General features: G+C 62.5%; 24 protein-coding genes and 2 tRNA genes. 12 read left to right on the top strand and 14 right to left on the bottom strand.

Annotated elements, in window-relative coordinates:
- Positions 1–759 (top strand): glycosyltransferase family 2 protein, encoded by a 759-nt coding sequence (locus tag IPN92_10715; protein ID MBK8638722.1) that lies wholly within the window; start codon positions 1–3, stop codon positions 757–759.
- Positions 756–1,532, top strand: a complete 777-nt coding sequence (locus IPN92_10720) for a class I SAM-dependent methyltransferase (protein MBK8638723.1) — start codon at positions 756–758, stop codon at positions 1,530–1,532. The genes IPN92_10715 and IPN92_10720 overlap by 4 nt, the downstream gene beginning before the upstream one ends.
- Before the next feature lie 38 nt (positions 1,533–1,570).
- On the opposite strand, the gene IPN92_10725 is transcribed toward IPN92_10720, so the two are convergent.
- Genes IPN92_10725 through IPN92_10790 form a run of 14 tightly spaced genes read right to left on the bottom strand, consistent with a single transcriptional unit; the run spans position 1,571 to position 14,173 of the window.
- Positions 1,571–2,887 (bottom strand): cation:proton antiporter, encoded by a 1,317-nt coding sequence (locus tag IPN92_10725; protein ID MBK8638724.1) that lies wholly within the window; start codon positions 2,885–2,887, stop codon positions 1,571–1,573.
- Entirely contained in the window at positions 2,884–3,603 is a 720-nt protein-coding gene (gene fabG / locus IPN92_10730) for a 3-oxoacyl-ACP reductase FabG (GenBank protein ID MBK8638725.1), read from the bottom strand. Before fabG ends, IPN92_10725 begins: the two co-directional genes overlap by 4 nt.
- A complete protein-coding gene (locus IPN92_10735; protein MBK8638726.1) occupies positions 3,600–4,049 on the bottom strand; it encodes a 3-hydroxylacyl-ACP dehydratase in 450 nt (149 codons plus the stop codon). The genes fabG and IPN92_10735 overlap by 4 nt, the downstream gene beginning before the upstream one ends.
- Entirely contained in the window at positions 4,040–4,855 is an 816-nt protein-coding gene (locus IPN92_10740) for a beta-ketoacyl synthase chain length factor (protein ID MBK8638727.1), read from the bottom strand. The genes IPN92_10735 and IPN92_10740 overlap by 10 nt, the downstream gene beginning before the upstream one ends.
- 1 nt (position 4,856) lies before the next feature.
- A complete protein-coding gene (locus tag IPN92_10745; protein ID MBK8638728.1) occupies positions 4,857–6,053 on the bottom strand; it encodes a beta-ketoacyl-[acyl-carrier-protein] synthase family protein in 1,197 nt (398 codons plus the stop codon).
- Positions 6,050–6,826, bottom strand: a complete 777-nt coding sequence (locus tag IPN92_10750; GenBank protein MBK8638729.1) for a class I SAM-dependent methyltransferase — start codon at positions 6,824–6,826, stop codon at positions 6,050–6,052. Before IPN92_10750 ends, IPN92_10745 begins: the two co-directional genes overlap by 4 nt.
- Positions 6,827–6,834: 8 nt before the next feature.
- The gene (locus tag IPN92_10755; protein MBK8638730.1) at positions 6,835–7,668 is read right to left on the bottom strand and encodes a polysaccharide deacetylase family protein; all 834 of its coding nucleotides are present in this window, start codon (positions 7,666–7,668) and stop codon (positions 6,835–6,837) included.
- A complete protein-coding gene (locus IPN92_10760; protein MBK8638731.1) occupies positions 7,665–10,001 on the bottom strand; it encodes an MMPL family transporter in 2,337 nt (778 codons plus the stop codon). The genes IPN92_10755 and IPN92_10760 overlap by 4 nt, the downstream gene beginning before the upstream one ends.
- Positions 9,998–10,591 (bottom strand): outer membrane lipoprotein carrier protein LolA, encoded by a 594-nt coding sequence (locus tag IPN92_10765; GenBank protein MBK8638732.1) that lies wholly within the window; start codon positions 10,589–10,591, stop codon positions 9,998–10,000. The genes IPN92_10760 and IPN92_10765 overlap by 4 nt, the downstream gene beginning before the upstream one ends.
- Entirely contained in the window at positions 10,588–11,466 is an 879-nt protein-coding gene (locus tag IPN92_10770) for an acyl-CoA synthetase (protein ID MBK8638733.1), read from the bottom strand. The genes IPN92_10765 and IPN92_10770 overlap by 4 nt, the downstream gene beginning before the upstream one ends.
- A 56-nt stretch (positions 11,467–11,522) precedes the next feature.
- A complete protein-coding gene (locus IPN92_10775; protein ID MBK8638734.1) occupies positions 11,523–11,849 on the bottom strand; it encodes a hypothetical protein in 327 nt (108 codons plus the stop codon).
- On the bottom strand, positions 11,846–13,210 hold the full coding sequence (locus IPN92_10780; protein MBK8638735.1) for an acyl-CoA synthetase: 1,365 nt from the start codon (positions 13,208–13,210) through the stop codon (positions 11,846–11,848). Before IPN92_10780 ends, IPN92_10775 begins: the two co-directional genes overlap by 4 nt.
- Positions 13,211–13,229: 19 nt before the next feature.
- Complete coding sequence (locus IPN92_10785; protein MBK8638736.1) at positions 13,230–13,907, bottom strand: hypothetical protein; 678 nt, start codon at positions 13,905–13,907, stop codon at positions 13,230–13,232.
- A complete protein-coding gene (locus IPN92_10790) occupies positions 13,904–14,173 on the bottom strand; it encodes an acyl carrier protein (protein MBK8638737.1) in 270 nt (89 codons plus the stop codon). Before IPN92_10790 ends, IPN92_10785 begins: the two co-directional genes overlap by 4 nt.
- Before the next feature lie 391 nt (positions 14,174–14,564).
- Between IPN92_10790 and IPN92_10795 the strand changes: the two genes are divergently transcribed.
- The 10 genes from IPN92_10795 (at position 14,565) to IPN92_10840 (ending at position 24,596) form a co-directional block, all read left to right on the top strand.
- Positions 14,565–14,966: a hypothetical protein gene (locus tag IPN92_10795; protein MBK8638738.1), complete on the top strand. Its 402-nt coding sequence runs from the start codon at positions 14,565–14,567 to the stop codon at positions 14,964–14,966.
- Positions 14,967–15,162: 196 nt separating this feature from the next.
- On the top strand, positions 15,163–15,612 hold the full coding sequence (locus IPN92_10800) for a cache domain-containing protein (GenBank protein ID MBK8638739.1): 450 nt from the start codon (positions 15,163–15,165) through the stop codon (positions 15,610–15,612).
- Between the two features lie 229 nt (positions 15,613–15,841).
- Complete coding sequence (locus tag IPN92_10805) at positions 15,842–17,143, top strand: trigger factor (protein MBK8638740.1); 1,302 nt, start codon at positions 15,842–15,844, stop codon at positions 17,141–17,143.
- A 28-nt stretch (positions 17,144–17,171) separates the two neighbouring features.
- Positions 17,172–17,828 (top strand): ATP-dependent Clp endopeptidase proteolytic subunit ClpP, encoded by a 657-nt coding sequence (gene clpP / locus IPN92_10810; protein MBK8638741.1) that lies wholly within the window; start codon positions 17,172–17,174, stop codon positions 17,826–17,828.
- A 94-nt stretch (positions 17,829–17,922) separates the two neighbouring features.
- A complete protein-coding gene (gene clpX / locus IPN92_10815; protein MBK8638742.1) occupies positions 17,923–19,191 on the top strand; it encodes an ATP-dependent Clp protease ATP-binding subunit ClpX in 1,269 nt (422 codons plus the stop codon).
- Between the two features lie 203 nt (positions 19,192–19,394).
- The gene (lon, locus tag IPN92_10820) at positions 19,395–21,839 is read left to right on the top strand and encodes an endopeptidase La (GenBank protein ID MBK8638743.1); all 2,445 of its coding nucleotides are present in this window, start codon (positions 19,395–19,397) and stop codon (positions 21,837–21,839) included.
- A gap of 220 nt (positions 21,840–22,059) precedes the next feature.
- Positions 22,060–22,332 carry an HU family DNA-binding protein gene (locus IPN92_10825; protein ID MBK8638744.1) on the top strand — a complete coding sequence of 91 codons (273 nt, stop codon included), beginning with the start codon at positions 22,060–22,062 and terminating at the stop codon, positions 22,330–22,332.
- A 30-nt stretch (positions 22,333–22,362) separates the two neighbouring features.
- Positions 22,363–22,438: transfer RNA gene (locus tag IPN92_10830), tRNA-Val, on the top strand.
- A 10-nt stretch (positions 22,439–22,448) separates the two neighbouring features.
- Positions 22,449–22,525: transfer RNA gene (locus tag IPN92_10835), tRNA-Asp, on the top strand.
- Positions 22,526–22,673: 148 nt separating this feature from the next.
- On the top strand, positions 22,674–24,596 hold the full coding sequence (locus IPN92_10840; GenBank protein MBK8638745.1) for a SurA N-terminal domain-containing protein: 1,923 nt from the start codon (positions 22,674–22,676) through the stop codon (positions 24,594–24,596).
- Positions 24,597–24,652 lie beyond the last annotated feature (56 nt).

The raw sequence follows: 24,652 nt of genomic DNA on the forward strand, positions 1-24,652 counted from the left end.
ATGAATAACTCCATCACCCATCTGGTGATGATTCCCAGCTATGACCCCGGTGCCCAGGTCTATGACACGGTGCGCGCCGCCCGCCGGCAATGGACGCCGGTGTGGGTGGTGGTTGACGGCTGCACCGACGGGACGGTCGCCGGTCTCCAAGCGATGGCGGCCACGGATCCGGGCCTCAGGGTGGTAGTCTTGCCGGAAAACCGGGGTAAGGGTGCGGCAGTCTTGCAAGGCCTTGACCTCGCCGCGAGTGAAGGTTTTACCCACGCGCTCACCTTAGACTCGGACGGCCAACACCCGGTCGACCTTATCCCAGTCTTTATGGCTACCTCCATTGCGGCCCCGGACTGTATGGTGCTAGGCGTGCCGGTGTTCGATGCCAACGCGCCAAAGTTGCGCGTACAGGGCCGCAAGGTATCCAACGCCTGGGCCAACCTGGAGACCCTGTGGATGGGTATCGGTGATTCCCTCTATGGCTTTCGCGTCTATCCCATCGAACCCTTGCGCCAGGTCATGCATGGCCAGCGCTGGATGCGCCGTTTCGACTTCGATCCCGAGGCGGTGGTACGCCTGTGCTGGCGCGGCGTCCGCCCTATCAACCTGCCCGCGCCGGTGAGATATCTTGCCGCCGACCAAGGTGGCGTCTCTCACTTTAATTATCTGCGCGACAATGCCCTGCTCACCTGGATGCACATTCGTCTAATGCTGGGTCTCCTGCCGCGATTACCCTCCCTCTTTCCGCGACGTTTGTGCATACGATGAACCAACGCCTCGATCCATCTGACGATGTTGTACATGCGCCGCACCCGCTGCTGACGGAGTACTACTCCAGCGAGGAAGAGCGGTTCGGCTTCGTGCGCCAGATTTTTGACAGTACCGCGTCGGATTATGACCGGATCGAACGGCTGCTAGCGCTGGGAAGCGGGCCTTGGTATCGAGGGCAAGCGTTGAAGCGGGCCGGTCTTAAGCCGGGCATGCGCATTGTCGACATCGGCGTAGGCACCGGTTTGGTGGCCCGTGAGGCCGTTAAGCAGGTGGGTGACCCCAGCCTGGTGACTGGCGTCGACCCGAGCATCGGCATGCTGGCCAACGCCCATTTGCCGACAGGCGTTCACCTCGTGGAGGGCAGGGCGGAAGGAATTCCGCTTCCCAACGGTGGTTTTGATTTTCTGAGCATGGGCTATGCTTTGCGCCATATTGGCGATCTATCGGCCGCCTTTAGCGAATTCCATCGCGTCCTTAAACCGGGTGGCCGATTGTGTCTGCTCGAGATCACCAAACCGGAACGGACCTGGAGCCAGTTCCTGCTTAAAGTCTACATGCGCGGCGCGGTGCCGGTCCTGGCCCGCCTGATTGGCGGCAGTGCCGAAACGGCTAGATTGTGGCGCTATTACTGGGATACCGTTGATGCCTGTGTGTCTCCGGACAGGGTCATCCATACGCTGGAGGCCACCGGCTTTACCGGAGTGAAGCGGCACATCGAAACACGCGCACTGGCAATCCTTGCCGAATATCAAGCGGTTAAGCCCGGCTGAGCCACATGCGGGTAGGCTGAGTGCATACTGGGGCAGGCTCAGCGCCTGGCGTAAATCCCGACCCCCAAACTCGGCAACCAACGGCGTAGGCCCGGGGTGGTGATCACAGTGCTGAAAATGGCCATCAGCACCAGCATGGTGAAGACCTGCTGGGAGATGACGCCCAAGTCATAGCCGACATTGATGACGATCAGCTCCATCAGGGCGCGGGTGTTCATCATGATGCCCAGCACCTTGCCCTCCTGATGCGATAGCCCTGCCCAACGCGCCGCGACATAGCTCCCCCCGAACTTTCCAAGGGTGGCCAGGGCGATCAGCAGCAGGCACCAACCCCAAGCGGCCACGGAGTCCATGCTCACAATGTGGGTGCGTAGACCGGTGTAGGTGAAAAAGATAGGCAGGAAAAAGACCAGGACGAAGTGGCCGATGCGCTCCTTCCATGCCTCGATGAATTCGTGCTCATCATGTAGGATTACCCCCATCATGAAACCACCGAAGATGGCGAAGATGCCAAGCTGATAGGTGGTAATCGCCGAGATGAAGATGCCGGCGAGCATGATCCCAAGTAGATTGTGGGTGAGCTTGCCGCGCCTGGCCTGCTCGCCCGTCGGCGTGGGGCCGGCCTGGCTGATGCGGATGAGGTGCTTTACAAAGGGTCGCACGACGAACCACCAGATCAGAAAGAACCCGGCGACTAGCAGCACCTTGAGGCCAAACACTGCCGGGTTGAACTGGGCTAGGGCGAGCGCGGTGACCAGGGCGAGCAGCAGCCATCCGACCACGTCGTTGATAGCCGCAGCGCTGATGGCGATAACGCCGATGGGCTGACGCGTGATCTTGAACTCGATCATCATGCGCCCAAGGATCGGCAGTGCCGTGATGGAGAAGGCCGTGGCGATGAACAGGGCCGAGGCGATCGGATCGACGCCGGGTGACAGCAGCGGGGCGGTGAAGTACCCGAAGCCAAAGCCGAGAGAGAAAGGCGCCACCATGCTGGCCGTGGCTATATAGCTGACGGCGCGGCGGTTATGCCGGTCCACTAGATGGGCGAAATCGAACTCCAGACCAATCTGGAACATCAGTAGGATCAGGCCAATCTGGGATAACATCTGCATAGGCGCGGGTGGCGTCGATCGAAAGACGTATTCGAAGACCCCCGGTGCCACCAACCCAAACAGAGACGGCCCGAGCAGGATGCCGACGATGATCTCCCCCACCGCCGGCGACTGCCCGATCCGGTGCGCGACCTCACCGCCCAGGCGCGCGGCCAGAATGATCGCGGTCAATTGCAACAGGGTGAAGAACAGCAGGGCCTCGGCCTGATGGACGGCGAGGGCGTACACGGGTGCCGTCATATCATGCCTCCGTTCACCGAGATGATCTGGCCAGTGATATAGCTGGCCTGTTCCGAAGCAAGAAAACCCACCAGGTCTGCTACCTCTTCCGGTCTCCCGGCCCGCTTCATGGGCACCATGGTCGCGATGATCTGGTCGTCGAAAACCCCGTCGATCATGCCGGTCTTAATGATGCCAGGGGCCACGGCATTAACAGTGATGCCGCGGCTGGCGAGCTCCAGGGACAGCGACTTGGTGGCGGCGTGCAGGCCCCCCTTGGCGGTGGCGTAGTTCACTTGACCGCGGTTGCCGGTCAACCCCGCGATGGAGGTGATGGTGACGATGCGCCCCCAACGGCTGCGGATCATGGGCATGGTCAAGGGTTGGGTGACATGAAAGAAGCCATTGAGGGACACGTCCAGTACCCTGCGCCATTGACCAGCACTCATGCCAGGGAAGACGGCATCGTCATGCACGCCGGCATTGTTGACGAGGACCTGAATCGGCGACTCCGCGACGAGGGCCTCAAGGACGACGCGACTGGCTGCGGCGTCGGTGACATCGAAGGCGATGGCCTCGGCCGCGCCACCCGTCTGGGTAATTTCATCCGCTAGCGCGGCGGCCTTGGCCAGATTCCGGTTGGTGTGGACGTAGACGTAACAGCCGTCGGCAGCCAGCCGTCGACAGATCGCTCCGCCGATGCCGCCGCTGCCGCCGGTAACAAGTGCATGTATCATGTTGGCTTCCTTAGCTTCGCCGCATCCAGCACTACGGTGATGCGACCGGTCAACAGCAGCCGCTCCCCTGCGGAAATGCTGAAGCCATACAGGATGATGCTGTCGTCGCCGGAGAGACATTCAGCCTCGATGATCAAATCGGCATTGATGTCATCCAGTCGTGCGACATGCAGTTCGACTCCGCGCGCGCTGGTGAGATACCCGGCACGGGGCGGCGCATTGGGAGCCGCCAGCAGGGCGCCATGTGCCGCCATCGCCTGGGCAGCATATTCGATGCCGCAGGCGGCCCCCAATCGGCCATGGGCGCGCAGGGGGTTATCCTGAGCGCGGTGGCTCGCAGCCGTGCAGCGAATGCAGCGGGCGTTCCAGGCGTCGATGTGATGCAGCAGGCACATGCTGCCCTGGTGCGGGAGGTGAGCAAGCAGCCAGGTGCGGTCTAACGGCATGGCTGGATATCCACCGCCAGCCTGAGCGGTTCCAGATACTCCAGGATCACCCGACCGGCACGACCCCGAGCCAGAGCCTGCAACAGGGGCAGGCCACGCGCTGCGGGGATCTGGCGGCGCAGGGCCTCCAGGCCCGGATTCGCCACCCGGTCCAGGGGCGCCTCTACCCAATTGATTTGCAGGCGAGCCAGAGAGTTGGGGCCCTTTTGCGGCATCAACGCCAAGGCCAGACCGAAAGCGGCCGGCAGCGGTCGCTTGGCGTGTAACGGCTCCGGGTGAGGCGCCTCGTAGGTCACCAGCAGGGTACCCACGCCGTCGACTGCCACCTGGGTGAGTGCCTCCAGCAATCCCGCCCCGAAGCTGCCGTCATAGGCGCACAGGACCGTGGCCGGGGTCATGGCCCCAGACGCGATGCCCCAGTAGCCCGCCGAGGCGTTATGCACCGAATTGTGGAATCGGGTGGGGGAGATGTGGCGGTCTTCCGATGCCAACACCCGACAGATGGCGTCGCAGTTGTCGCCATCCGCGCCGGACGAGGAGAAGATGGCGACCAGGTGTTTGGCATCCAACCGGGCAGCGGCGATGGCTTCTTGCGCCACGGCCAGGGCCACTTTGACGGCCAGACCGACGCGGCGACGTTCGGGGGGGGGAAGCGCCACGGGGGGCGGCACCATGATTGGCCTGGGCTCATAGTCAGCCGCACCGGTCAGGGTAGCCTGCGCCTCAGCCCAATTGTCAAGGCCTGGGCCTAGCACGCCGATGCCGTCGATCCAGCCGTTGAGCATGGTGGTCGTGGGGTACGCCATATCAGCCTGCGCGTCCCAGCACCAGGCTGCAATTGGTTCCGCCGAAACCGAAGGAATTGCTCATCACCCGACGTGGCGCAAGTTCGCTATTGGCGGTCAGATATTGAATGGGAATGGCCGGATCGAGGTGGAGGGTATTGATGCCCCCCGGCAGGAAAGCATGCTGCAGGGCCAAGGCGCTGATGACCGCCTCCAGGCCACCCGCCGCCCCCAAGGTATGCCCCGTCGCGCCCTTGGTAGAACTGTATGACGCCCGGTCGCCGAACAGGGCTGCCACCGCCTTGCCCTCAGCGGCATCGTTGCTCGGCGTCGCCGTGCCGTGCAGATTGATATAGTCGATGTCCGCCGCCTGCAAGCCTGCCGATCGTAGGGCAGCGGCCATGGCCATCCGAGCGCCCAATCCTTCGGGGTGGGGAGCGGACATGTGATAGGCGTCGCTGGACTCACCGGTGCCCAGCAGCAGCACGGCATTGGCATCGAGGCTCTCCCCCGGCCGTTCCAGCAACACAAAGGCAGCGGCCTCGCCGATGGAGATGCCCTTGCGGTCTACATCAAAAGGCCGGCAGGGTTCGGCTGAGAGCAGCTCCAGGGAATTGAAGCCGTATAGGGTCGTCAGGCAGAGCGAGTCCACACCGCCCACGATAGCGGCATCGATGACACCGGCTGCCAGCATGCGAGCGGCCGAGGCGAATACTTTGGCGCTGGACGAGCAGGCGGTGGAGACGACCACGGCCGGCCCTTCAAGGCGGTACCAACGACGAACGAAGTCCGCCACCGAATAGGTGTTGTGGGTTGTACGGTAGTTGAAGTCGTTCGGCAAGGCCCCAGTGTTCGGGTCCCGGCGGCGGTAGGCCTGCTCCGTCTGCAGGATGCCAGCGGTGCTGGTACCGAGCAGGACACCCAGCCGCCGCCGGCCGTACCGGGCAATGGCCGCCTCGACGGCTGAACTGAAACCGTCCTGTTGCAGGCCCAGAAAGGCAAGGCGGTTGTTGCGGCATTCGTATTCGGCCAGGGAGGCCGGCAAAGGGAAATCGTCTACCTTCGGTACCTCGCCGACGTGCGTGTCGAGGTCGCGGACGGTCTCGAACCGGCAAGGGGCTAGACCACCCCGTTGCTGACGCAATGCTGTCAGAATTGCATCAAGGCCATGGCCGAGGCAACTGCTGACGGTAAAATGGGAAAGGTGGACAGGAGTCACGAGGGGCTATCGGCTGTCTGACGTTGCCCTGACCTATATCCCTGGCTGGCCTTCTCGCCTAACCGGGCGACCAGCATGACGTTGGCAAAAGGCAAATCACCGTTCATGGAGGCGGTCTCGACGCGAAAGTCCAGCACCTCCAGTGCCTGGATCCAGTCAGGTAGGCGGCGGCAATGCAGGGGGGGCAGGCGGTTGCCGCGGAAGAAGGCTACCGTGCGGTCTGTCCAGTTGCTTAGCTGAAAACCCAGACCGGCGCCGGCATCCCCAACGCGGGTCAAGAAAAGGCCATTGGGTGGCAGGGCGGCGCGTACCCGTCGCAGGACGTCGCCCTGCGACGGGCCGTCAACGTAATGCAGAGCGTCCATAATCACAACCACATCCGCTTGGCCAAAATCCACATGGCGCATATCGCCCTCTTCGAATTGGGCTCGCCCTCCCAGGGCAAGCCGTGCCCGTTTCACATCGTTCGTCAACAGATCAACGCCACGGATGTCCGCCACCCGCGGGGGGGCAGGCCACTCCGCCGACCAGTCACCGGCATCATACAGTTGCCGGGCGGACAGTAGCCAGGCCGCCAGCAGTCCCTGACCACAGCCCAGATCGAGGATGCGGGCGTTGATCGGGAACAGCCCAGGTTCCAACATGCCAACGAACACCGGGTCGTTGCGGAGCTTGCCGCGAGCGAAGTGGTAGGCGAATTTGCCGGCGGCCCGGTAATGCTCGCTGGCATGGTCGATGATGCGTTTGCGCAGGATCTCGGGACACAGGGTCATGGACGGGGTCATGGCGCGGAACTATCCATGGCGGACCTCAGGGTAATGGGCTTGAGGCCGATAGCGGCCGCCGCTTCCAGCACGCGGGGCAGAACGGCGAGGATCACCGGCTGACCGGCTACGGTTCGGGCTGCGTGGCCGTCATGTAGGAGCAGGATGTCGCCGGCAGCGAGGTTATTGGTCAAACGACGTGCCACATCATCCGCGTCCCGGTTGTGGGTGTCGTAGCCGCGACGGGTCCAACTGGCCAGATGGAGGCCGTGCCGGGCGAGGATGGGTTCCAAAAAGGGATTGCGCAGGCCGGCGGGGGGCCGAAAAAAGCACGGCCGCTGGCCGGAGATGGCGGCCAGGTTATCTTGGCCGATTTCGATCTCGTGGGCCATACGCCAAGGCCCGAAGGTAGAGAAGTGATGGTAGTGGTGCTGGCTATGGTTCTCCACGGTATGACCCCACCGAACGATCTCCTGGCATAGCTCGGGATGGCGCTGAGCCATCGAGCCGATACAGAAAAAACTGGCGCGGGCATCGAAGCGGTCGAGCAGATCGAGCACCTGCGGCGTCACCTCCGGGTCGGGGCCGTCATCGACGGTGATAGCGATATGCCCCAGCGCCGCGGCAGGCGGTAGTCGCACCCAGTTGGGGCCCAGGCTCCGGCTACGCGGCCAGAGGCCGGCGGCGATGAGGGCCAGGTGGTTGGCGGCCAGTACGCCCAGCCCCCAAGGCCACAGCCCCGGCTGCATCCCAAGCAACCCCAGGGCACCGGCATGCAGGGTGAAGGTTGCCTGGAACAACGGCGTGGGGCGCCACTCGCGGCGGGCGTGGGTAGGTTGCAGGGCGGTCATGTCCGTCGCGACAGGATGGCGGAAAAGGCCAGGGCAAGCATCGCGCCCGGGCCGACCGTGGAGCCGATGGCGTTGAGCACCGGCACGGTGGAAAAGGCAAGGATGCCAAAGCCGGCCACCGTCGTGCTGACGGCAAGCAGCAGGGAGACCAGGATGCGCGGCGAGATGCCCCCTTCGGCAGCCCCGCGGTCGAAGAACAGGGCATAGTTGGAACCGACGGCCACCACCAGCAGCATGCCTACCAGGTGCAGGATATTCAGTTGTTGACCAGCCAGGACCAGGCCGGCAATGACCACGGCAACGGCAACGACCAGCGGGGCGGCGATGCGGAACACCCGGCCTGGGGAACGGGTGGCCGGGACCAGCAAGCCGAGGATGGCGGCCAGGCCCCCGAGGGACAGCAGGATGGCCTCGCGCAGATAGCCTGCGTACAGGCGGTCGGACTCGCCCTTGAGATCAACGAAATAGACACCTGCCAGACCCGTCGAACCAAGGGCAACGCGTACCCGCTCGGCGTCAAGGGTGCGAGTGGCCGGGACGCGGAGCGGTAGCAAGGCGGTCCAGCGCCCCCCGGACGGCATCAGCAGGGCGTCCACTCCCTCAGCCAGGGAGCTTCCGTCGATGTCTTGCCGGGTCAGTGGCATCTGGTCGCGAGCCTTCGCCAAATCCGCAAAGAAGGGCTCGAAGCGATCGGGCTGCACGGGCAAGCCGGTAATGGCCACCTTGAAACGCCGACGCAACTCGGCGTCGGACGGCAGGCTGGCCAAGCGATCGCGTTGGGTTGCATGGCTGGGTAGATAGGCAGCGGGGCTCTCGAACCCATCGATAACGCCTGCGGTTTCCAGCCGCTGGAGCGACATCGCGACCTGTTCGCTGTGGGCGAGTACCGCCTCCTGATCGGGGGCAGCCACCACCACCAGATAGCGCACGTCCGGGGCGCCCAGATCGGCGCGCATGGCCATGTCGAGGGCCTGATCGGCGGCCGACACCGGGCTCAGGGCCGCCAGCTCGCCGCTCCACATGCCGTCGCGCTTCGCCACGAGCACGATGCAGGCGGCCGCGAACAACACTAGGACAGGCCCCCGCAGACGACCAGCCCGCTCAACCCCGGCCTGGAGGAGGCGGCCGAAGGCGGTGACATCGCGCACGCAGAGGTTTGGCGGCAAGAGGGTCGGCAGCACGAAACGGGTAACCAGGGCAGCGGTGACTAGCCCGGCGATGGCATAGAGGCCGAGTTGGGCCAGACCGGGGAAGCTGGAAAAGAGCAGGGAGGCAAAGCCGATTACCGAGGTCAAAACGCCGATCCGAATCGTCGGCCAGAAGGTCGCAGCCCAGTTGCTCTGCGTCTCGCTGGCCGCGCCTTTCGTCCATTCCGACTGCATGAGCAGGTAGATGGAATAATCCACCGCCTCGCCGATCAGGGCGGCCCCGAAGCCGAGGGTGACGCCATGAACCACCCCGAATCCCAGGCTGACTGCCGCCGCGCCGGCCAATATGCCGGACAGCACCGGCAACAGACCCAGCAGCACCGCCATGGGGGAGCGGTACACCAGCAGCAGGAGACCGACGATGATCAGGCTGCCCAGGCTGGAGAGGCGTATCACCTGGCTCTTGATGGCATCGCGTGCCGCCACGGAGAATGGGCCGGGTCCGGTTAGGGCCAGCCGTAACTCCGGCCCAGACACCGCCCGAAAGACCGCTCGGATGGCCGTGACCGCCTCGGTCTGCCCGTCGGTATCCGTCCCCTCGGCACGGGTACGGGCCAGGAGCAACGCGCGCTGACCATCGCCGGAAACCCAGACGCCGTCCGCGAGTTGAGGCCGATGGCTGCTGCCCATGGCATCGAACAGTCGCATAAGCTCGCCGGTGGGGTCACGCGGCAGCAATGCCTTGCTGAACAGCCCTGCGGACGTGGCAAGCAGGTCGATGCTGTCCTGGACTCCGGCACGCAGGCCCTCCACAGTGAAGCGATCGGCATTCACCGTTGGACTCAACAGATAGCGGTTCTCGAACAGGATCTTGCGATCCTGCTCCAGCCCCAGGTTTCCGCCATTGGCAATGTGCAGAAACCGGGGGTCAGCCCGCAGCTGGCCAGCCAGATTGCGCGACACGCGGGCGCGGGCGGCTTGGTCGCCCCCCTCAATACCTACCAAAATCAGGCGGGAGGCGATGCCGGACTTGAGTTGGTCGATGAGGAGCTGCTGTTCGTGGGTGGGGGTACGCGGTAAAAAAGCAGACAGGTCGGCCGTGTAGTTCGCCCGACTGACCAGCCAGACACAAACGATCAGGAAGGCCAGCCAGGTGACGATCGCGGCGCTGGCACGCTGCGTCATGGCGCGGCACCGTTCCAAATGTTCATTACCGAGCGGTCGCCGTCGGCCTGAAGGATCTCCACCTTGCGCACCTCACCCCGCGTTCCTTCAATGCGAATGCGGGTAATCACGCTGCCCATGTGGGTGTGCAGCGGCGTCAACACCAGGGTCCAACGGTCGCGGCCGCCTTCGAGGCTGAGGTAATAGACCCCTTCCAGCGCCGCGCGGTCGCCGGCCAGGGTGGCGCGTATGCTTTCGATCATGCCAGCCACCTCCGGATAGTCCTTGAGTCGCAGGAGCTGCTTGTGCAGCCGGTGTTCGACAGTGAGGAGATCGCCGTCCAGCACAAGGGTTTCGAGCTGCGGCTTGAGCGTGCGCTTTTCCAGATGGGCGGGTGGCACGAACAAAAGTTCGCCGGACGACTCGACGGGCTGGTCCAGGATGGCGATGTACTTCTTCTCGGTGAAGGTGGCCGCCCGATGCTTGGTGTTTGCCAATGCGCCCATGAGTTGATCAATGGTGAACTGGGCGGCCCGCGCGGGCAGGCTGAATGCGAACAAAAGAATGCCGAGTATCACCCTTCCGGCAAAAAGCTGCACGAGCCGGGTCATGCAGAGTCGCGACCGTTGCCGGCTGGGGGACGCCAGAAATCAAAAAAATTGAACCAATTGAAGGGCTCGGCGCGACAGTGTCGCTCCAGATTGGCGGCATAGGCGCAGACTGCCTGGCGGATGGCGGCATCCCGCTCCATGTACTCGACACCGGTGAAGTCAGCCAGGGGCTCGAAATAGATGGCGTAGCGATTGCCGCCCAGAAAAAGGCCCGTCATGAGGAGCACCGGACGCTTGAGCATGGCCGCCAGACGCATGGGACCCACAGGAAACGGGGCAGTGTCACCGAGAAATTGCACCGACAGGGTGCGGTCCTCGTCCAGCGTACGATCCCCCAACAGGCCCAGGACCATTCCCTCGTCCAGCCAAGCCCGCACCTTGAGCATAGCATCGAGTTGGCCAAGAGGGATGATGTCCTGCATGGCAACAGGGTTGATGGCGGCTAGGGCCGCATTGACCTTGCGGGCATTTTCTTCGTACATGACCATGGCCACCCGGAGACCGGGCCGTTGCCTGCCCATGGCGCGCACCACCTCGAAGCTACCCATGTGGGCGCCGATGAGAAAGGCGCCTCGCCCGGCGGCCACTACCTCCTCGAATGCCGCATTGCCGTGCACCTGGATATCGAACAGATCGAAGCGGTCATTGAGCAGGTAAACACGGTCGTGGGTGCAGGAGGCGAAGCTGTGGAAATGCCTAAACAGGTCGGTCAGACGCGGGGCCCGTCCCAGCGCGCGCCTCAGATAGGCGCGGGAGGCCTGTCGGGCAGCCGACGCAAAGAGCAGGAAGTAGAGGCTGATGCCGCACAGCACGACGCGCGCCAGGCGGCGCCCCAGGCGTAGCGAGATCCAGGTCATCACACGCAGCATGGCCATGTTGCTGCGCTCTGGACGCCGCACCCATTCAGCCTGGGGGACGAGATCCGAAGTGTTCACAGCGCGCCATCCCACGGAACCGTCGCTGCGTATGCAAAGATGCCGCTGGCCACCACCCGCTGGCCGGCCATGACCTCGAAGCAGAAAACGCTCGCTGCCGTCGCGCTATAGTTGAGGCGCAAGGCCTCCCCCGGCCTGACTGGGCTCGGAAACTTCGTCGACTTGATCTGACCGAGGGCGGGCCCCAGGCCCTGGCATGCGGCCAGGGCCTGGAGTGCCTCGTCCAACAGTACCACGCCGGGCAGAATGGGCTGGCCCGGGAAATGACCGGCATAGGCCGGGTGATCGGCTGCGACGGACAGGGGCAGACTCAGGGCCGTCATGCCCGGAAGCCAGTGGCCGTTGGTGATCGCAGGCGCGCGAGCAGCGCCTGGGTGGCATGGTCGAGCAGCTTCCCAGTGGCATTGCGCGGCAGGGTATCGACGAACAAAAGCGGTCGGGGCAGAAAGACGGGATCGATGCGTTCGCGCAGAGCCTGCATGAGGGTGGTAGACGTCAACTCGGGCGCCACCACTAGGGCGATGAGGCGGCGGACGCCTCCCTCGGCGTCATCGTCGTCTTCAGACGGCAGGAGAAAGACGCCGTCCCGTACGCCCGGGATGGTGCTGAGCTGGTAATTTAGATATCCGAGAGAGGTCCGTTTACCGGCGATGTTGACGAGATCGGCATGGCGGCCGTGGAGCAGGAAACGGGTCGGGCCCGCGTCCACCAGATCAATGACGTCGCTCAATGGTGTCGGTACCTCGATGTGGCCGCCCTCTGCCCAAATCGCCTCCCCCTCGCTACGCAGGTGGACATCCGAGAAGGTCTGCCAAACGGGGCCAGACGTGGTACGTCGGGAGGCAATCTGGCCGGTCTCGGTGCAACCGTAAATTTCGAACAAGGGGGCACCGAAGCGGGATTCTGCCTCGACGGCCAGGTCTTGCGACAGGGGTGCGGTGGCGGATAGCAACAGGTCTATGGTCGGCAGGGCGGGCTGCTCCGCCAGCAGAGTTCGCAGGTGGTAGGGCGTGGTAACCAACACGCGCGGCCGGGGTAATGCTTCTAGTGCCGCGCAGATATCGGCCGTATAGAAGGGGCGAGTGGCATGCAGGGCCCCACCACTCTGCAAGGGCATCAGCACGGTTGATTCCAGGCCATACATATGCTGGGCTGGCACGGTCCCCAGGATGGCGTGGTCCCGGGTGACACCCAACCGATCCGCCTCCGCCCGCACATTGCGCACCAGTTTACCCCAGTGTTTGACATGGGGCTCTGGTACGCCGGTGGAACCGGAGGTAAATACCTGGGCGATGACCTGCTCGCAATCGATGTCGGGAATAACCGTGTCAACCGCGGGCGCTGGCGCCCGATTGGGATAGTGGAAGACGGGCAGCTCAATGCCACCGACATCCTGGTCAGCGATACAAAAGACATCGGGGGCGATGCGCCCCATCTGCCGAACCATTTCCAGGGTGTAAGTAGAAGGCAAGAGGCTGACCCGGCCGCTGACGATGCAGGCCGCTAGGGCAACGGAAAAATGGTAGTGATCACCACATAGGTTAAGGACATGGCGTCCCGGGAGCAACAAACCAGTGATCTGATCAACCTCGCTCAGAAACCGTCGAGCGCTGATCGGGAACTTGTTATACCAAGCCACCACGGCGTCGGGGTGGTGATGGGCAATCAACGGTAGTGTTGACATGGTCAGGCGCAATGTCGCCCTAGGGGTTAGAAAAGGCGGCGCTACGGTCTACCTTCTGAGTGTCTCGGAAGGCGAGGATGCTAGCCATGATGCCGGAATGCTTCAGATGGGGCAGTCTGCGCAGTCTTACCCAGTATTCGGCGGCAAATATGAAGAGAATCATTGGAGTTGTCATAAAATTAGCAAAAGCCGACCATATATCGAGACTGCTAAAAAGGAACAGGACCGAGGAAATCAGGCTGATGACTAGGAAGTAAATTGTCCACATCATGGTTACTTGGCGCGTGTAGCGAATTACTTCAGGCTCCAGAGCGCCACGGACCACCAGGGCGAAACGGGTGCATAAAGGTTGTCGCCTGGGTGCCAGCGTGAGGCCAAACAAAAGGGCTAGGCTGACATGGATGCCGACATGCTGCATGAAATAGACCCATTCGAAATGACGCTCCAGGTCATCCCAAAACCACCCCAGGATGAAACACACCACTAAGCATGGTATCAGCGTGGCCAGCCGTCGGGATGAGCGCCAAGCCAGTCCGAGCAATATGGCCAGGGGAGGCGTCAGGGAAACGACTAACCCCAGCGATGGGAAGGTGGTAGCCGCAGACGTGGCGGCACTGTAATACGCCAGCAAGGGGTAGAAGATGACTCCGGCGGCGATGAACCCCAAGCGGACCACGCGCGCGCGCGGCAGGATCATAGTGTCCTGGCCGCCGCAATATGTTCGGTCAGGCTGGCGAGCGAACTGAATATCCTAACATTGTCGCCATTATCCGCGCGCAACTGGAAACCATAGCGTTTTGAAATGACCAGCGCTATCTCCAGAATATCAATGGAATCGAGACCCAAACCCTCGCCATAAAGGCTGGCTTCGGGTTGGATATCCTCCGAGTCGATGTCGAGATGGAGGGCGGCGACGATGATCCGTGCGACCTCGTGTTGCAGGGCATGATTGGCTTCAGGCATGGTAAATCCGCCATTATTCGGTCTTTGGCCATCACTATACCGGGCTGGACCCCAGCGCCTGGGCCTGCGCTTGGCGACGGTTAAGCGGTAACCAGATTCGTTGGAATGAGGGGCGATCAGATAAATTTTGCGGAAACGAAACCGCCGATAAACCACTTGGACAGCCGAGAATTTCCCGGCCTTTCAAATCAGTTTGTGCAGACGATTATAGCCAAAAATCTATTTTAATCAATATTTTCATTGTCATGTAGTAGTTGAGGACACCGGGAACGGTGTCGGCGTGGGCGCCGATCTCAATCCATAGTCGGTTGGCGCCCTGGTTTACTGGATAGTTTACACGGCATAAACTCGGTTCACCTTGAACTCAGGAATCAGACACAGGTGTAATCCGATGAAGTCATCAGTCCCCGGGGTGGCCTTGATCCCCGTCATCTTCGCCCTGCTCTTGCCCGCCACCGAGGCCCAGGCCTTCAAGTGCGTGCCCCTCTATGGCAACTGGTGCGGTCCTGGCCACCCCTCGGGCCCGGCCCTGCCACCGGTGGATGGATTCGATGCCGCCTGCATGCGCCACGACTACTGCATGGCCGGCCCGGGACCCGATACCCTGTGTGACCGGGCCCTGGTCAATGAACTCAATCTGCTCGCCGCCCAGTTCGGTTACCTGCCGCGGCCGCTGCAATGGGTCGAGTATGTCATTCGGGTCAAGGCCGGCGGCGGCTGGGGGGGTATGCCCATGCCCACGCCCTGGGATGCCAGCGGCCTCATGTCGAGCCTCATGGCCTCCTGTTGGTGACCCCTCCTGGTTTGTTAGACGAGGCTTTTCCGGGGGCCTGACGGCATCTTGGCTGCCGGTGATGAAACAGCCTGCACCAGGAGTGCCGGAGAAGCAGCGGGACCCGATGGAAATCGGGGGGCTAAAAAATCTGGCATGGCCGCCGCACTTGGGCTATGTTCGATTTTCCATTCAAACGAGAGATGAGGATGACTAGATGAAAAAATCCCTGATTGCCCTGGCGACCGCCGCTCTCTTCACGGGTTCGGCCCTGGCCGCCGACCTCGCGACCCCGGACGAGGCCAAGGCCATGTCCCAAAAGGCCCAGGCCGCCGTTAACCAGATGGGCAAGGACAAGGCCTTCGCCGCCTTCTCCGCCGCCGATGGTGGTTTCAAGGTCAAGGATCTGTACGTCTTCTGCATGGACATGGATGGCGTCATGCTCTCCCATGCCGTCAAGCCGGAGTTGGTGGGCAAGAATCTGCTCACCTTCAATAAGTATGGCGACGAACTCTTCAAGAACATGATTGCTACCGCCAAGGCCTCTGGCGAAGGTTGGGTGGACTACAAGTGGCCCTATCCAGGTACCGAGGAAATCAAGGCCAAGACGAGCTACGTCATGACCAATAAGGATGGCTTCTTCTGCGCAGTGGGGGCCTACAACTAGCCAGGCCCGCCTTGGCGTCACGCCCGGGGGCTTGCCCCGGGCGCGATGGAGATAGTTTCAAGCTGGCTGGAACCGGCTTGGGCGAGTAGCTATACTATTGGGCTTCGCGGCGTTTCCCTGGGGACACGCCGCGCCCAACACCGCGACGAACAGCTTACCGAATCGCCGAACCCGACCGCTGCTCCGAGGTTCCCGCCCGGAGAGCGTCACCTTGAGAGACCAGACGAAGATGCAAGTATCAGTGGAGATTGGAGCCGGACTCGAACGGCGCATAACGGTCGCCTTGGAGGCCGAGCAGGTCGAGGCCGAGGTGGAAAAGCGTTTGCGCGAATTCGCGCGCTCGGCGCGGATGCCTGGGTTCCGGCCGGGTAAGATTCCGGTCAAGACCTTGCGTCAACGGTATGGCGTCCAGATTCAGGGTGAGGTTTTCTCCGAGTTGATGCAGTCCACCTTTGGGCAGGCCCTCGTTCAGGAGCAGCTCAATCCCGTAGCCCAGCCGGCCTTCGCCGTGGACATGGACCCGGCGGCGCGGCGATACGCCTATACCGCCACCTTCGATATTCTGCCGGAATTCGAATTGAGCCCCCTGGCCGGCAAAACCCTCAAGCGCCCCGTGGCGGCCGTGGCCGATGCCGATCTGGAGGCCCTGGTCGAACGGCTGCGTGACCAACGCAAAACCTTCAATGAGGTGGAGCGTCCCGCCCAGGATGGCGATCGGGTCACCATCAGCTTCGTTGCCACCCTGGCCGGGGAGTCCGAGCCCTTCCCGGGTGGTTCTGGCAAGGATTTCCAACTCATGCTGGGTAGTGACCAGATGATCCCCGGCTTCGAGGCCGGTCTGGTGGGTGCCTCCGCGGGCGAGGAGCGGGTGCTCGAGTTGAGCTTCCCCGCCACCTATCACGCCGAGCATCTCAAGGGTAAGGCGGCCTCCTTCGTGGTCACGATAAAGACCGTGGCCGAGCCCCAACTGCCCGAGGTGGATGCGGAATTTGCCAAGGCTTTTGGCGTTGATGATGGGGATATCGAGCATTTTCGCCAGGATGTGCGCGCCAACATGACGCGCGAACTCAAACAGCGCGTCGAGGCCAAGATCAAATCCCAGGCCCTGGATCTCTTGTTAGAGACCAACCCCATCGAGATCCCGCCGTCCCTGGTCGCCCAAGAGGTCCAGGTTCTCAAGGAGCAGATGCGCCAGAATCTCCGTGGCAACACCAAGATCGAGTTGCCCGATAACCTCTTTGAAGAGAGTGCCCAACGGCGCGTCCGGTTAGGTCTGGTGCTGGCCAAGGTAGTGAAGGCCAACGTAATCAAGGCGGACCCCGAGCGGGTGCGCGAGGCGGTCGAGGATCTGGCCTCCACCTACGAGAACCCCAAGGAGGTGGTGGACTTTTACTATGGCAGTAAGGAGCATCTGGCCTCGGTCGAGGCCCTGGCCCTGGAGGGTCAGGTGGTGGACTGGGTGCTGACCCAGGTCCAGGTCGAGGATGAGCCCCAGGGCTTCCAGGAACTCATGAATCCGGCCACCTCTTGATCCGGGCAGTAGGGGAGAATCGACCTTGATGACGCCAAATCAGATCATTACCGCGAATACCGACTGGAATCCCCAGGGACTTGGGCTCGTTCCTATGGTCGTCGAACAGACCGCCCGGGGCGAAAGGGCCTATGACATTTACTCGCGCCTGCTCAAGGAGCGTGTCATCTTCCTGGTCGGGCCGGTGGAGGATCATATGGCTAACCTGGTGGTGGCCCAGCTCCTGTTCCTGGAATCCGAGAATCCGGACAAGGATATCCACCTCTATATCAATTCTCCCGGCGGTGCCGTCACCGCGGGTCTGGCCATCTACGACACCATGCGCTTCATCCGCCCGGATGTGAGCACCATGTGCATCGGCCAGGCCGCCAGCATGGGCGCACTGCTATTGGCGGGCGGGGCAGCGGGCAAGCGTTATTGCCTGCCCCACTCGCGCATGATGATCCATCAGCCCCTGGGCGGTTTTCAGGGTCAGGCGACGGACATCGATATCCATGCCCGCGAGATCCTTTACATTCGCGATCAGCTCAATCAGATTTTGGCCCATCACACGGGTCAGCCCGTGGAAAAGGTGGCGGATGACACGGAGCGTGACCGCTTCCTGGGCCCCGAGGATTCCGTGGCCTATGGCCTTATCGACAAGGTGCTTGAGCAGCGCGTGGCGGCCAAGGCGGCCAAGTCCTGAGGCACTGTTTCTTGCCCCCGGCCCCGCGTCTTCCCCTCGCTCGGGACGGCGATGAGCGCGGCCCCACCATCGAATTGGCGGAGATCGACCCCCGATGAGTCAACGTAAGAGCGAAGACAGCAAACTCCTCTATTGTTCCTTCTGCGGCAAGAGTCAGGCGGAGGTGCGTAAACTGATCGCGGGTCCCTCGGTCTTTATCTGCGATGAGTGTGTCGAGTTGTGTAACGACATTATCCGCGAGGAGGTGGAAGGGGAAACCGCCACCGAGACCAGTAGCAAGCTGCCAAAGCCGCGTGAGATCAATGCCAGCCTGGACCAGTACGTGATTGGCCAGGAGCAGGCCAAGAAGGTGCTGTCCGTCGCCGTCTATAACCATTACAAGCGCATGGAGGCGGCGACCGCCAAGGAAGAGGTCGAGATCTCCAAGAGTAACATCCTCCTCATTGGGCCCACGGGCTGCGGTAAGACGCTGCTCGCGGAGACCCTGGCGCGCCTGCTCGATGTTCCCTTCGCCATTGCCGACGCCACGACCCTCACCGAGGCCGGCTATGTGGGTGAGGATGTGGAAAACATCATCCAGAAGCTCCTGCTGAAGTGCGACTACGACGTGGAAAAGGCCCAAACGGGCATCGTCTATATCGACGAGATCGACAAGATCTCGCGCAAGGCGGATAACCCTTCCATCACCCGCGATGTCTCCGGCGAGGGGGTGCAGCAGGCCCTGCTCAAGCTGGTCGAGGGTACCATCGCCTCGGTTCCGCCCCAAGGCGGGCGTAAGCATCCCCAACAGGAATACCTGCAGGTCGATACCTCCAACATCCTCTTCATCGTGGGCGGCGCCTTCGCGGGTCTGGAGAAGGTCATCCGCAACCGTTCCCGCAAGGGCGGTATCGGCTTTAGCGCCGAGGTCCAGAGCCTGGACGACACCAAGCGCCTCGGCGAGGTCTTCCGCGAGGTGGAGCCCGAGGATCTGATCCGCTACGGCCTCATCCCCGAGTTTGTCGGCCGCCTGCCGGTGGTCGCGACCCTGGAGGAACTCGATGAGAATGCCCTGATGCGCATCCTCACCGAGCCCAAAAATGCGCTGGTCAAGCAGTATTCCCGCCTGTTCGAGATGGAAGGTTGCGAACTGGATCTGCGTCCGGACGCCCTGCGCGCCGTCTCCCGCAAGGCCATGGAGCGGAAGACCGGCGCCCGCGGGCTGCGCACCGTCATGGAGCAGATTCTGCTCGACATCATGTACGATCTGCCGTCCATGGAGCATGTGAGCAAGGTCGTGGTGGATGAGTCGGTGATCCGGGGTGAAAACCGCCCCTTCGTCATCTACGATGGTGGTGAACTCCCCCTGGCCGCCTCGGAGTGATTGACCTGGCCGGCTGGGTTGGACCCAGCCGGCATGGGATTAGGCCTCTGGTGTTGAAGGCGTCCTGGCCTGCCCTGATATCCTTCTCAATCGGTGATCTTATCGCCGTCCCTCAATCCAGCCCGCCGGTTCGGGCCAGAATCGCCCTAACCGGTACCCAGGTGAGCTGATCCCCATATTTCCTTAGGAGCGCCTTCTCGCCCATGGCCCTGAAAGACACCTCGAAGATTGCAAACCCTGATTTTCCCCAGGAAGTGCCGGTCCTGCCGCTGCGGGATGTCGTCGTCTATCCCCACATGGTGATTCCCCTCTTCGTCGGCCGGGACAAGTCAATTCGGGCGCTTGATAGCGCCATGTCCAGCGATAAGCAGATCCTGCTCATCGCCCAGAAGAGCGCCGACACCGACGAGCCGGATGCCCCGGATCTTCATGAGGTAGGCACCCTTGCCAACATCCTGCAACTCCTCAAGTTGCCTGACGGCACCGTCAAGGTCCTGGTGGAGGGCATCCGCCGGGCGCGCATCGACGCCTTTATTCACACCGACCATCTCTTTGTCGCCGAAGTGACTCCTCTGATTGAGCGGGTCACGATGGACGAGCGGGAGATGGAGGTGCTGATGCGGTCGGCCGTGAGCCTCTTCGACCAGTACGTCAAGCTTAACAAGAAGGTGCCGCCCGAGGTCCTGACCTCCCTGGCGGGCATCGATGACGCCGCGCGCCTGGCGGACACTCTGGCCGCGCATATGTCCCTGGGGCTGGATGAGAAGCAGCATGTGCTGGAGATTCTCGATACCCAGGAACGTATCGAGCATTTGATGGGGCTGATGGAGGGGGAAAACGACATTCTCCAGACGGAGAAGCGTATCCGTGGCCGCGTCAAAAAGCAGATGGAGAAGAACCAGCGCGAGTACTACCTCAACGAGCAGATGAAGGCCATCCAGAAGGAACTGGGCGACTTGGATGAGGCACCACCGAGTGAGATTGATGAACTGGCCAAGCGCATCGAGGAGGCTGGAATGCCCAAGGAGGCCAAGGACAAGGCCTTGGGCGAATTGCGAAAATTCAAGCTCATGGCACCCATGTCTTCCGAGGCGACGGTGGTGCGTAACTATATCGACACCCTCGTCAACGTCCCCTGGAAGAAACGCACCCGCATTCGCAATGACCTGACCCTGGCCTCGGAGGTACTGGAAAAGGATCACTACGGCCTGGATAAGGTTAAGGAACGTATCCTTGAATACCTGGCGGTACAGCAGCGGGTGCGCAAGCTCAAGGGGCCCATCCTCTGCCTGGTGGGGCCCCCGGGCGTCGGCAAGACCTCGCTGGGGCAGTCCATCGCGCGTGCCACCAATCGCAAGTTCGTGCGCATGTCCCTCGGTGGGGTGCGCGACGAGGCGGAGATTCGTGGTCATCGACGCACCTACATCGGCGCCCTGCCGGGCAAGATCATCCACAACCTGTCCAAGGTCGGCTCCCGCAACGCCTTTTTCCTGCTCGACGAGATCGATAAGATGAGTATGGATTTCCGGGGCGATCCGGCCTCGGCCCTGCTGGAGGTCCTGGACCCAGAGCAGAACCATACCTTCGTCGATCACTATCTCGAATGCGATTTCGACCTCTCCGAGGTCATGTTCGTGGCCACGGCCAACACCCTGAACATTCCCCCGGCGCTGCTCGATCGCATGGAGGTCATCCGTCTCTCCGGCTATACGGAGGACGAGAAGGTCAATATCGCCGAGCGCTACCTGATTCCCAAGCAGTTGAAAAACAATGGCCTCAAGGATGACGAGGTGACGATTCGCGATAGCGCCCTGCGTGACATCGTCCGCTATTACACCCGCGAAGCGGGGGTGCGCAACCTGGAACGGGAAATCTCCAAGATCTGCCGCAAGGTCGTCAAGGAGATCCTGCTCAAGCCCAAGTTGGGCAAGCTGGTGGTCGTGCCCAAGTCCCTGGAGAAATACCTGGGGGTTCCCCGTTTTCGCTATGGCCGCGCCGACGAGCGGGATCAGGTGGGCCAGGTTACCGGTCTGGCCTGGACCGAGGTGGGCGGCGAGTTGCTGCGTATCGAGTCCGCCCTGGTGCCGGGCAAGGGCAAGTTTACCTATACGGGCCAGTTGGGTGATGTCATGCAGGAGTCCATCCAGGCCGCCATGACCGTGGTCCGTAGCCGGGCCGAATCCCTTGGCATCAATCCGGATTTTCACCAGAAGACCGATGTCCACATCCATGTCCCCGAGGGTGCTACGCCTAAGGACGGACCCAGTGCCGGGGTGGCCATGTGCACCGCCCTGGTCTCGGCCCTGACGCGGGTGCCGGTGCGATCCTCCGTCGCCATGACCGGTGAGATCACCCTGCGCGGCGAGGTGCTGCCTATCGGTGGCCTCAAGGAAAAGCTGTTGGCGGCCCATCGTGGCGGTATCGAGATTGTCATAATTCCGCGGGATAATGAACGAGATTTGATCGAGATTCCCAAGAATATCAAGCAGCATCTCGACATTCGCCCGGTGCGCTGGATCGATGAGGTGCTAGATATTGCCCTGAGTGCCCGGCCCGGGCCCCTGGAGATACTGCCCGAGGTGGAGGTGCCCGTCGCGGAATCCGGGGAACTGGCTGCGGAGCGGGCCGGGGCCGTCATCCGGCACTGACAGGCACCCGACCAGGCCAGGTTGGGATACGGGGGTGAAAGTGATTGCCCGTCTGGGCGGAATCCTATAATGTCTTCGCCATGAGGTCCGTGGTCGGGGTGATGGCTTGGGCGTGCGGCCTCCGTATTTTCCGGTAGCGAAGACACAGGCTCCGCAATCGACATCGGGCCACGGACGCAGGGCGTTTTCGTAGGCCCTAATATTATTACAAGGGGGGAAAATGAATAAGTCGGACTTGATTGAGGCCATGGCGGAGGCGGGTGACATTTCCAAGGCCGCGGCGGGGCGTGCCTTTGACGGACTCACGGATGCCATTGCGGTGAGTCTTAAAAATAAAGAGAATGTTTCGATTCTGGGTTTTGGCACCTTCTCCGTTAAGGAGCGCGCCGCCCGGTCGGGACGTAATCCCAAGACGGGCCAGATTATCGCCATCGCCGCCTCGCGGACGCCGGCATTCAAGGCTGGCAAAGGGCTGAAGGACGCAGTACAATAAATGCGGTCAGTCGGGAGCGCCCCGATATCGGGGTGCTTAGCTCAGTTGGGAGAGCATCGCCCTTACAAGGCGAGGGTCGCAGGTTCGAACCCTGCAGCACCCACCAAAGTTTCTAAGGAGTGGTAGTTCAGTTGGTCAGAATACCGGCCTGTCACGCCGGGGGTCGCGGGTTCGAGCCCCGTCCACTCCGCCAATAAGCGAACGCGGGGTATCCTTCAGAGGGTACCCCGTTTTCATTTGTGCCTCTTTCATCCGGGGGTTCAAGGCCTGACCCCCCGGCCTCGGGACGTGCCCTTTCCCAATTACTCCTTCCTATCACTCAAGGCAACATCGGACCCATCATGCTGCAAGAGATTCGAGAACGCGCTCAGGGCTGGATTGCATGGGGGGCTGTGATCCTCATCAGCATTCCTTTCGCCTTCTGGGGCATCCAATCCTATATTGGCGGCGGCACCGAACCCGTCGTCGCCACCGTCAATGGCACCGAGATCACGGCCCGGTCCTTTGACAGGCAAGTCGAGGAGACCCGGATGCGGTTGCGGGAGCGCTTGGGGGCTGCCTACCGGCCCGAACTCTTCGAGGAGCAGGCCCTGCGCGCCCAGGTGTTGAATGGCATGATCCAGGAGCAGCTCCTGCTTCAGGCATCCCACAACATGGGGCTGCGTGCCTCAAACCGGGAACTCCAGGCCGCCATCCTCTCCAATCCCGCCTTTCAGCGGGATGGCCGCTTCGATAAGGCGACCTATGACCGCATGCTGGAACTGCAGGGTACCAGCGCCCCTCAGTATGAAGAGAGCCTGCGTCAACGCATCGTTGGCACCCAGATTCAACGCGCCGTCGACGCAAGCGAGCTGGCCACCGACGTAGAGATGGCCGAGGCCATCCGCCTGGATCGTCAGCAGCGCCGCCTGGCTTACATCCGCGTCCCCAAGGCCGGCTTCCTGGATACCGCCCCCGTCTCCGAAGAGGAGCTTCAGGGCTGGTATCAGGCCCATGCGGACCGCTACCTGACTCCCGAACGGGTCAAGCTCTCCTATCTGGTCCTGGATGCCGCGACCCTTGACGCGGGTCAGCCCCTGGACGAGGAGTCTCTGCGGCGTCTTTATGACGAAGAGCAGGGGCGTTTCCGCGAACCGGAACAACGCCGCGCCCGTCACATCCTGGTGACCCTGGCCGCGGGCGCCGATGCCACCGCCGAGGCGGAGGCCAAGGCCCGCCTGGAGGCCATTCAGGTGCGTTTGGCCGCTGGCGAGGACTTTGCCATTCTGGCCCGCGAACTCTCCCAGGACCCCGGCTCCGCCCCTCAAGGGGGTGATCTGGGTATGTTCGGTAAGGGGGTCATGGACCCGGCCTTCGAACAGGCGGCCTTCAGTCTGGAAACCGGCAAGACCAGCGAGCCGGTGCGCAGCCAATTCGGCTATCACCTGATCCAGGTCACCGAGATCCAGCCCGAGACCCTCAAGCCCTTTGCAGAGGTCAGGGAACAACTCGTGGCCGAGGCCACCCGCGGCGGTGCCGAGGCGGTCTTCTATGATATGGCGGAACGCCTGGCCAACTTGGTCTATGAAAACCCGGACAGCCTGGTGCCGGCGGCGGAGGCCCTGGGTCTGAAACTCCAGTCCAGCGACTGGATCGGCCGTGAAGGCGGCGCCGACCTGCTGGCCAACCCCAAGCTGGTTGCGGCGGCCTTCAGCCCCGAGGTGCTGCACGAGGGGGTCAATAGCGACCTGATCGAGCCCGAGGCCGAGGCTCTCCAGGCCCTGGTGCTGCGGGTGACCGAACACGAGGAGGCGGCCCCCAAACCCCTGGAGGCGGTGCGCGATGAGATCATAGCCGCCATTCGTGAACAGAAGGCCGGCGTGGCGGCCCAGGCGGCGGCCCAGGCTATGACCGAACGGCTCAAGGCCGGCGAGGCCCTGACCACTGTCGCGGGGGACTACCCCATCACCGAGACCGGGCTGGTGCAGCGTGACGCGGAGTCCGTGCCGGGAGAGATCATCGATCTGGCCTTCACTCTGCCCAGACCGGCCCCGGGCGCCGCCAGCTACAGCCAGCGGCCTGCCGCCGATGGCGATGCCCTGGTGGTGGCCGTTACCGAGGTGGTGGATGGCAACAAGGCCAACCTGGACGAGGCCGCCCTGACGCAGGCCAGCCGTGAACTGACCCAGGTGCTAGGCCGGGGTTATTACGATAGCCTGCTCAAAGATATGGAGAACCGCGCCCGGATCGAGCGCAAACCCATCCAGGATGCTACGGGTCAGTAGCCTTTCTCCCGAAGGTCCGGAGGGTCGCTGACCCTCGGCTCATTAACCTTGCGGTG

Source organism: Chromatiaceae bacterium (genome assembly GCA_016714645.1).
Taxonomy (GTDB): Bacteria; Pseudomonadota; Gammaproteobacteria; order Chromatiales; family Chromatiaceae; genus M0108.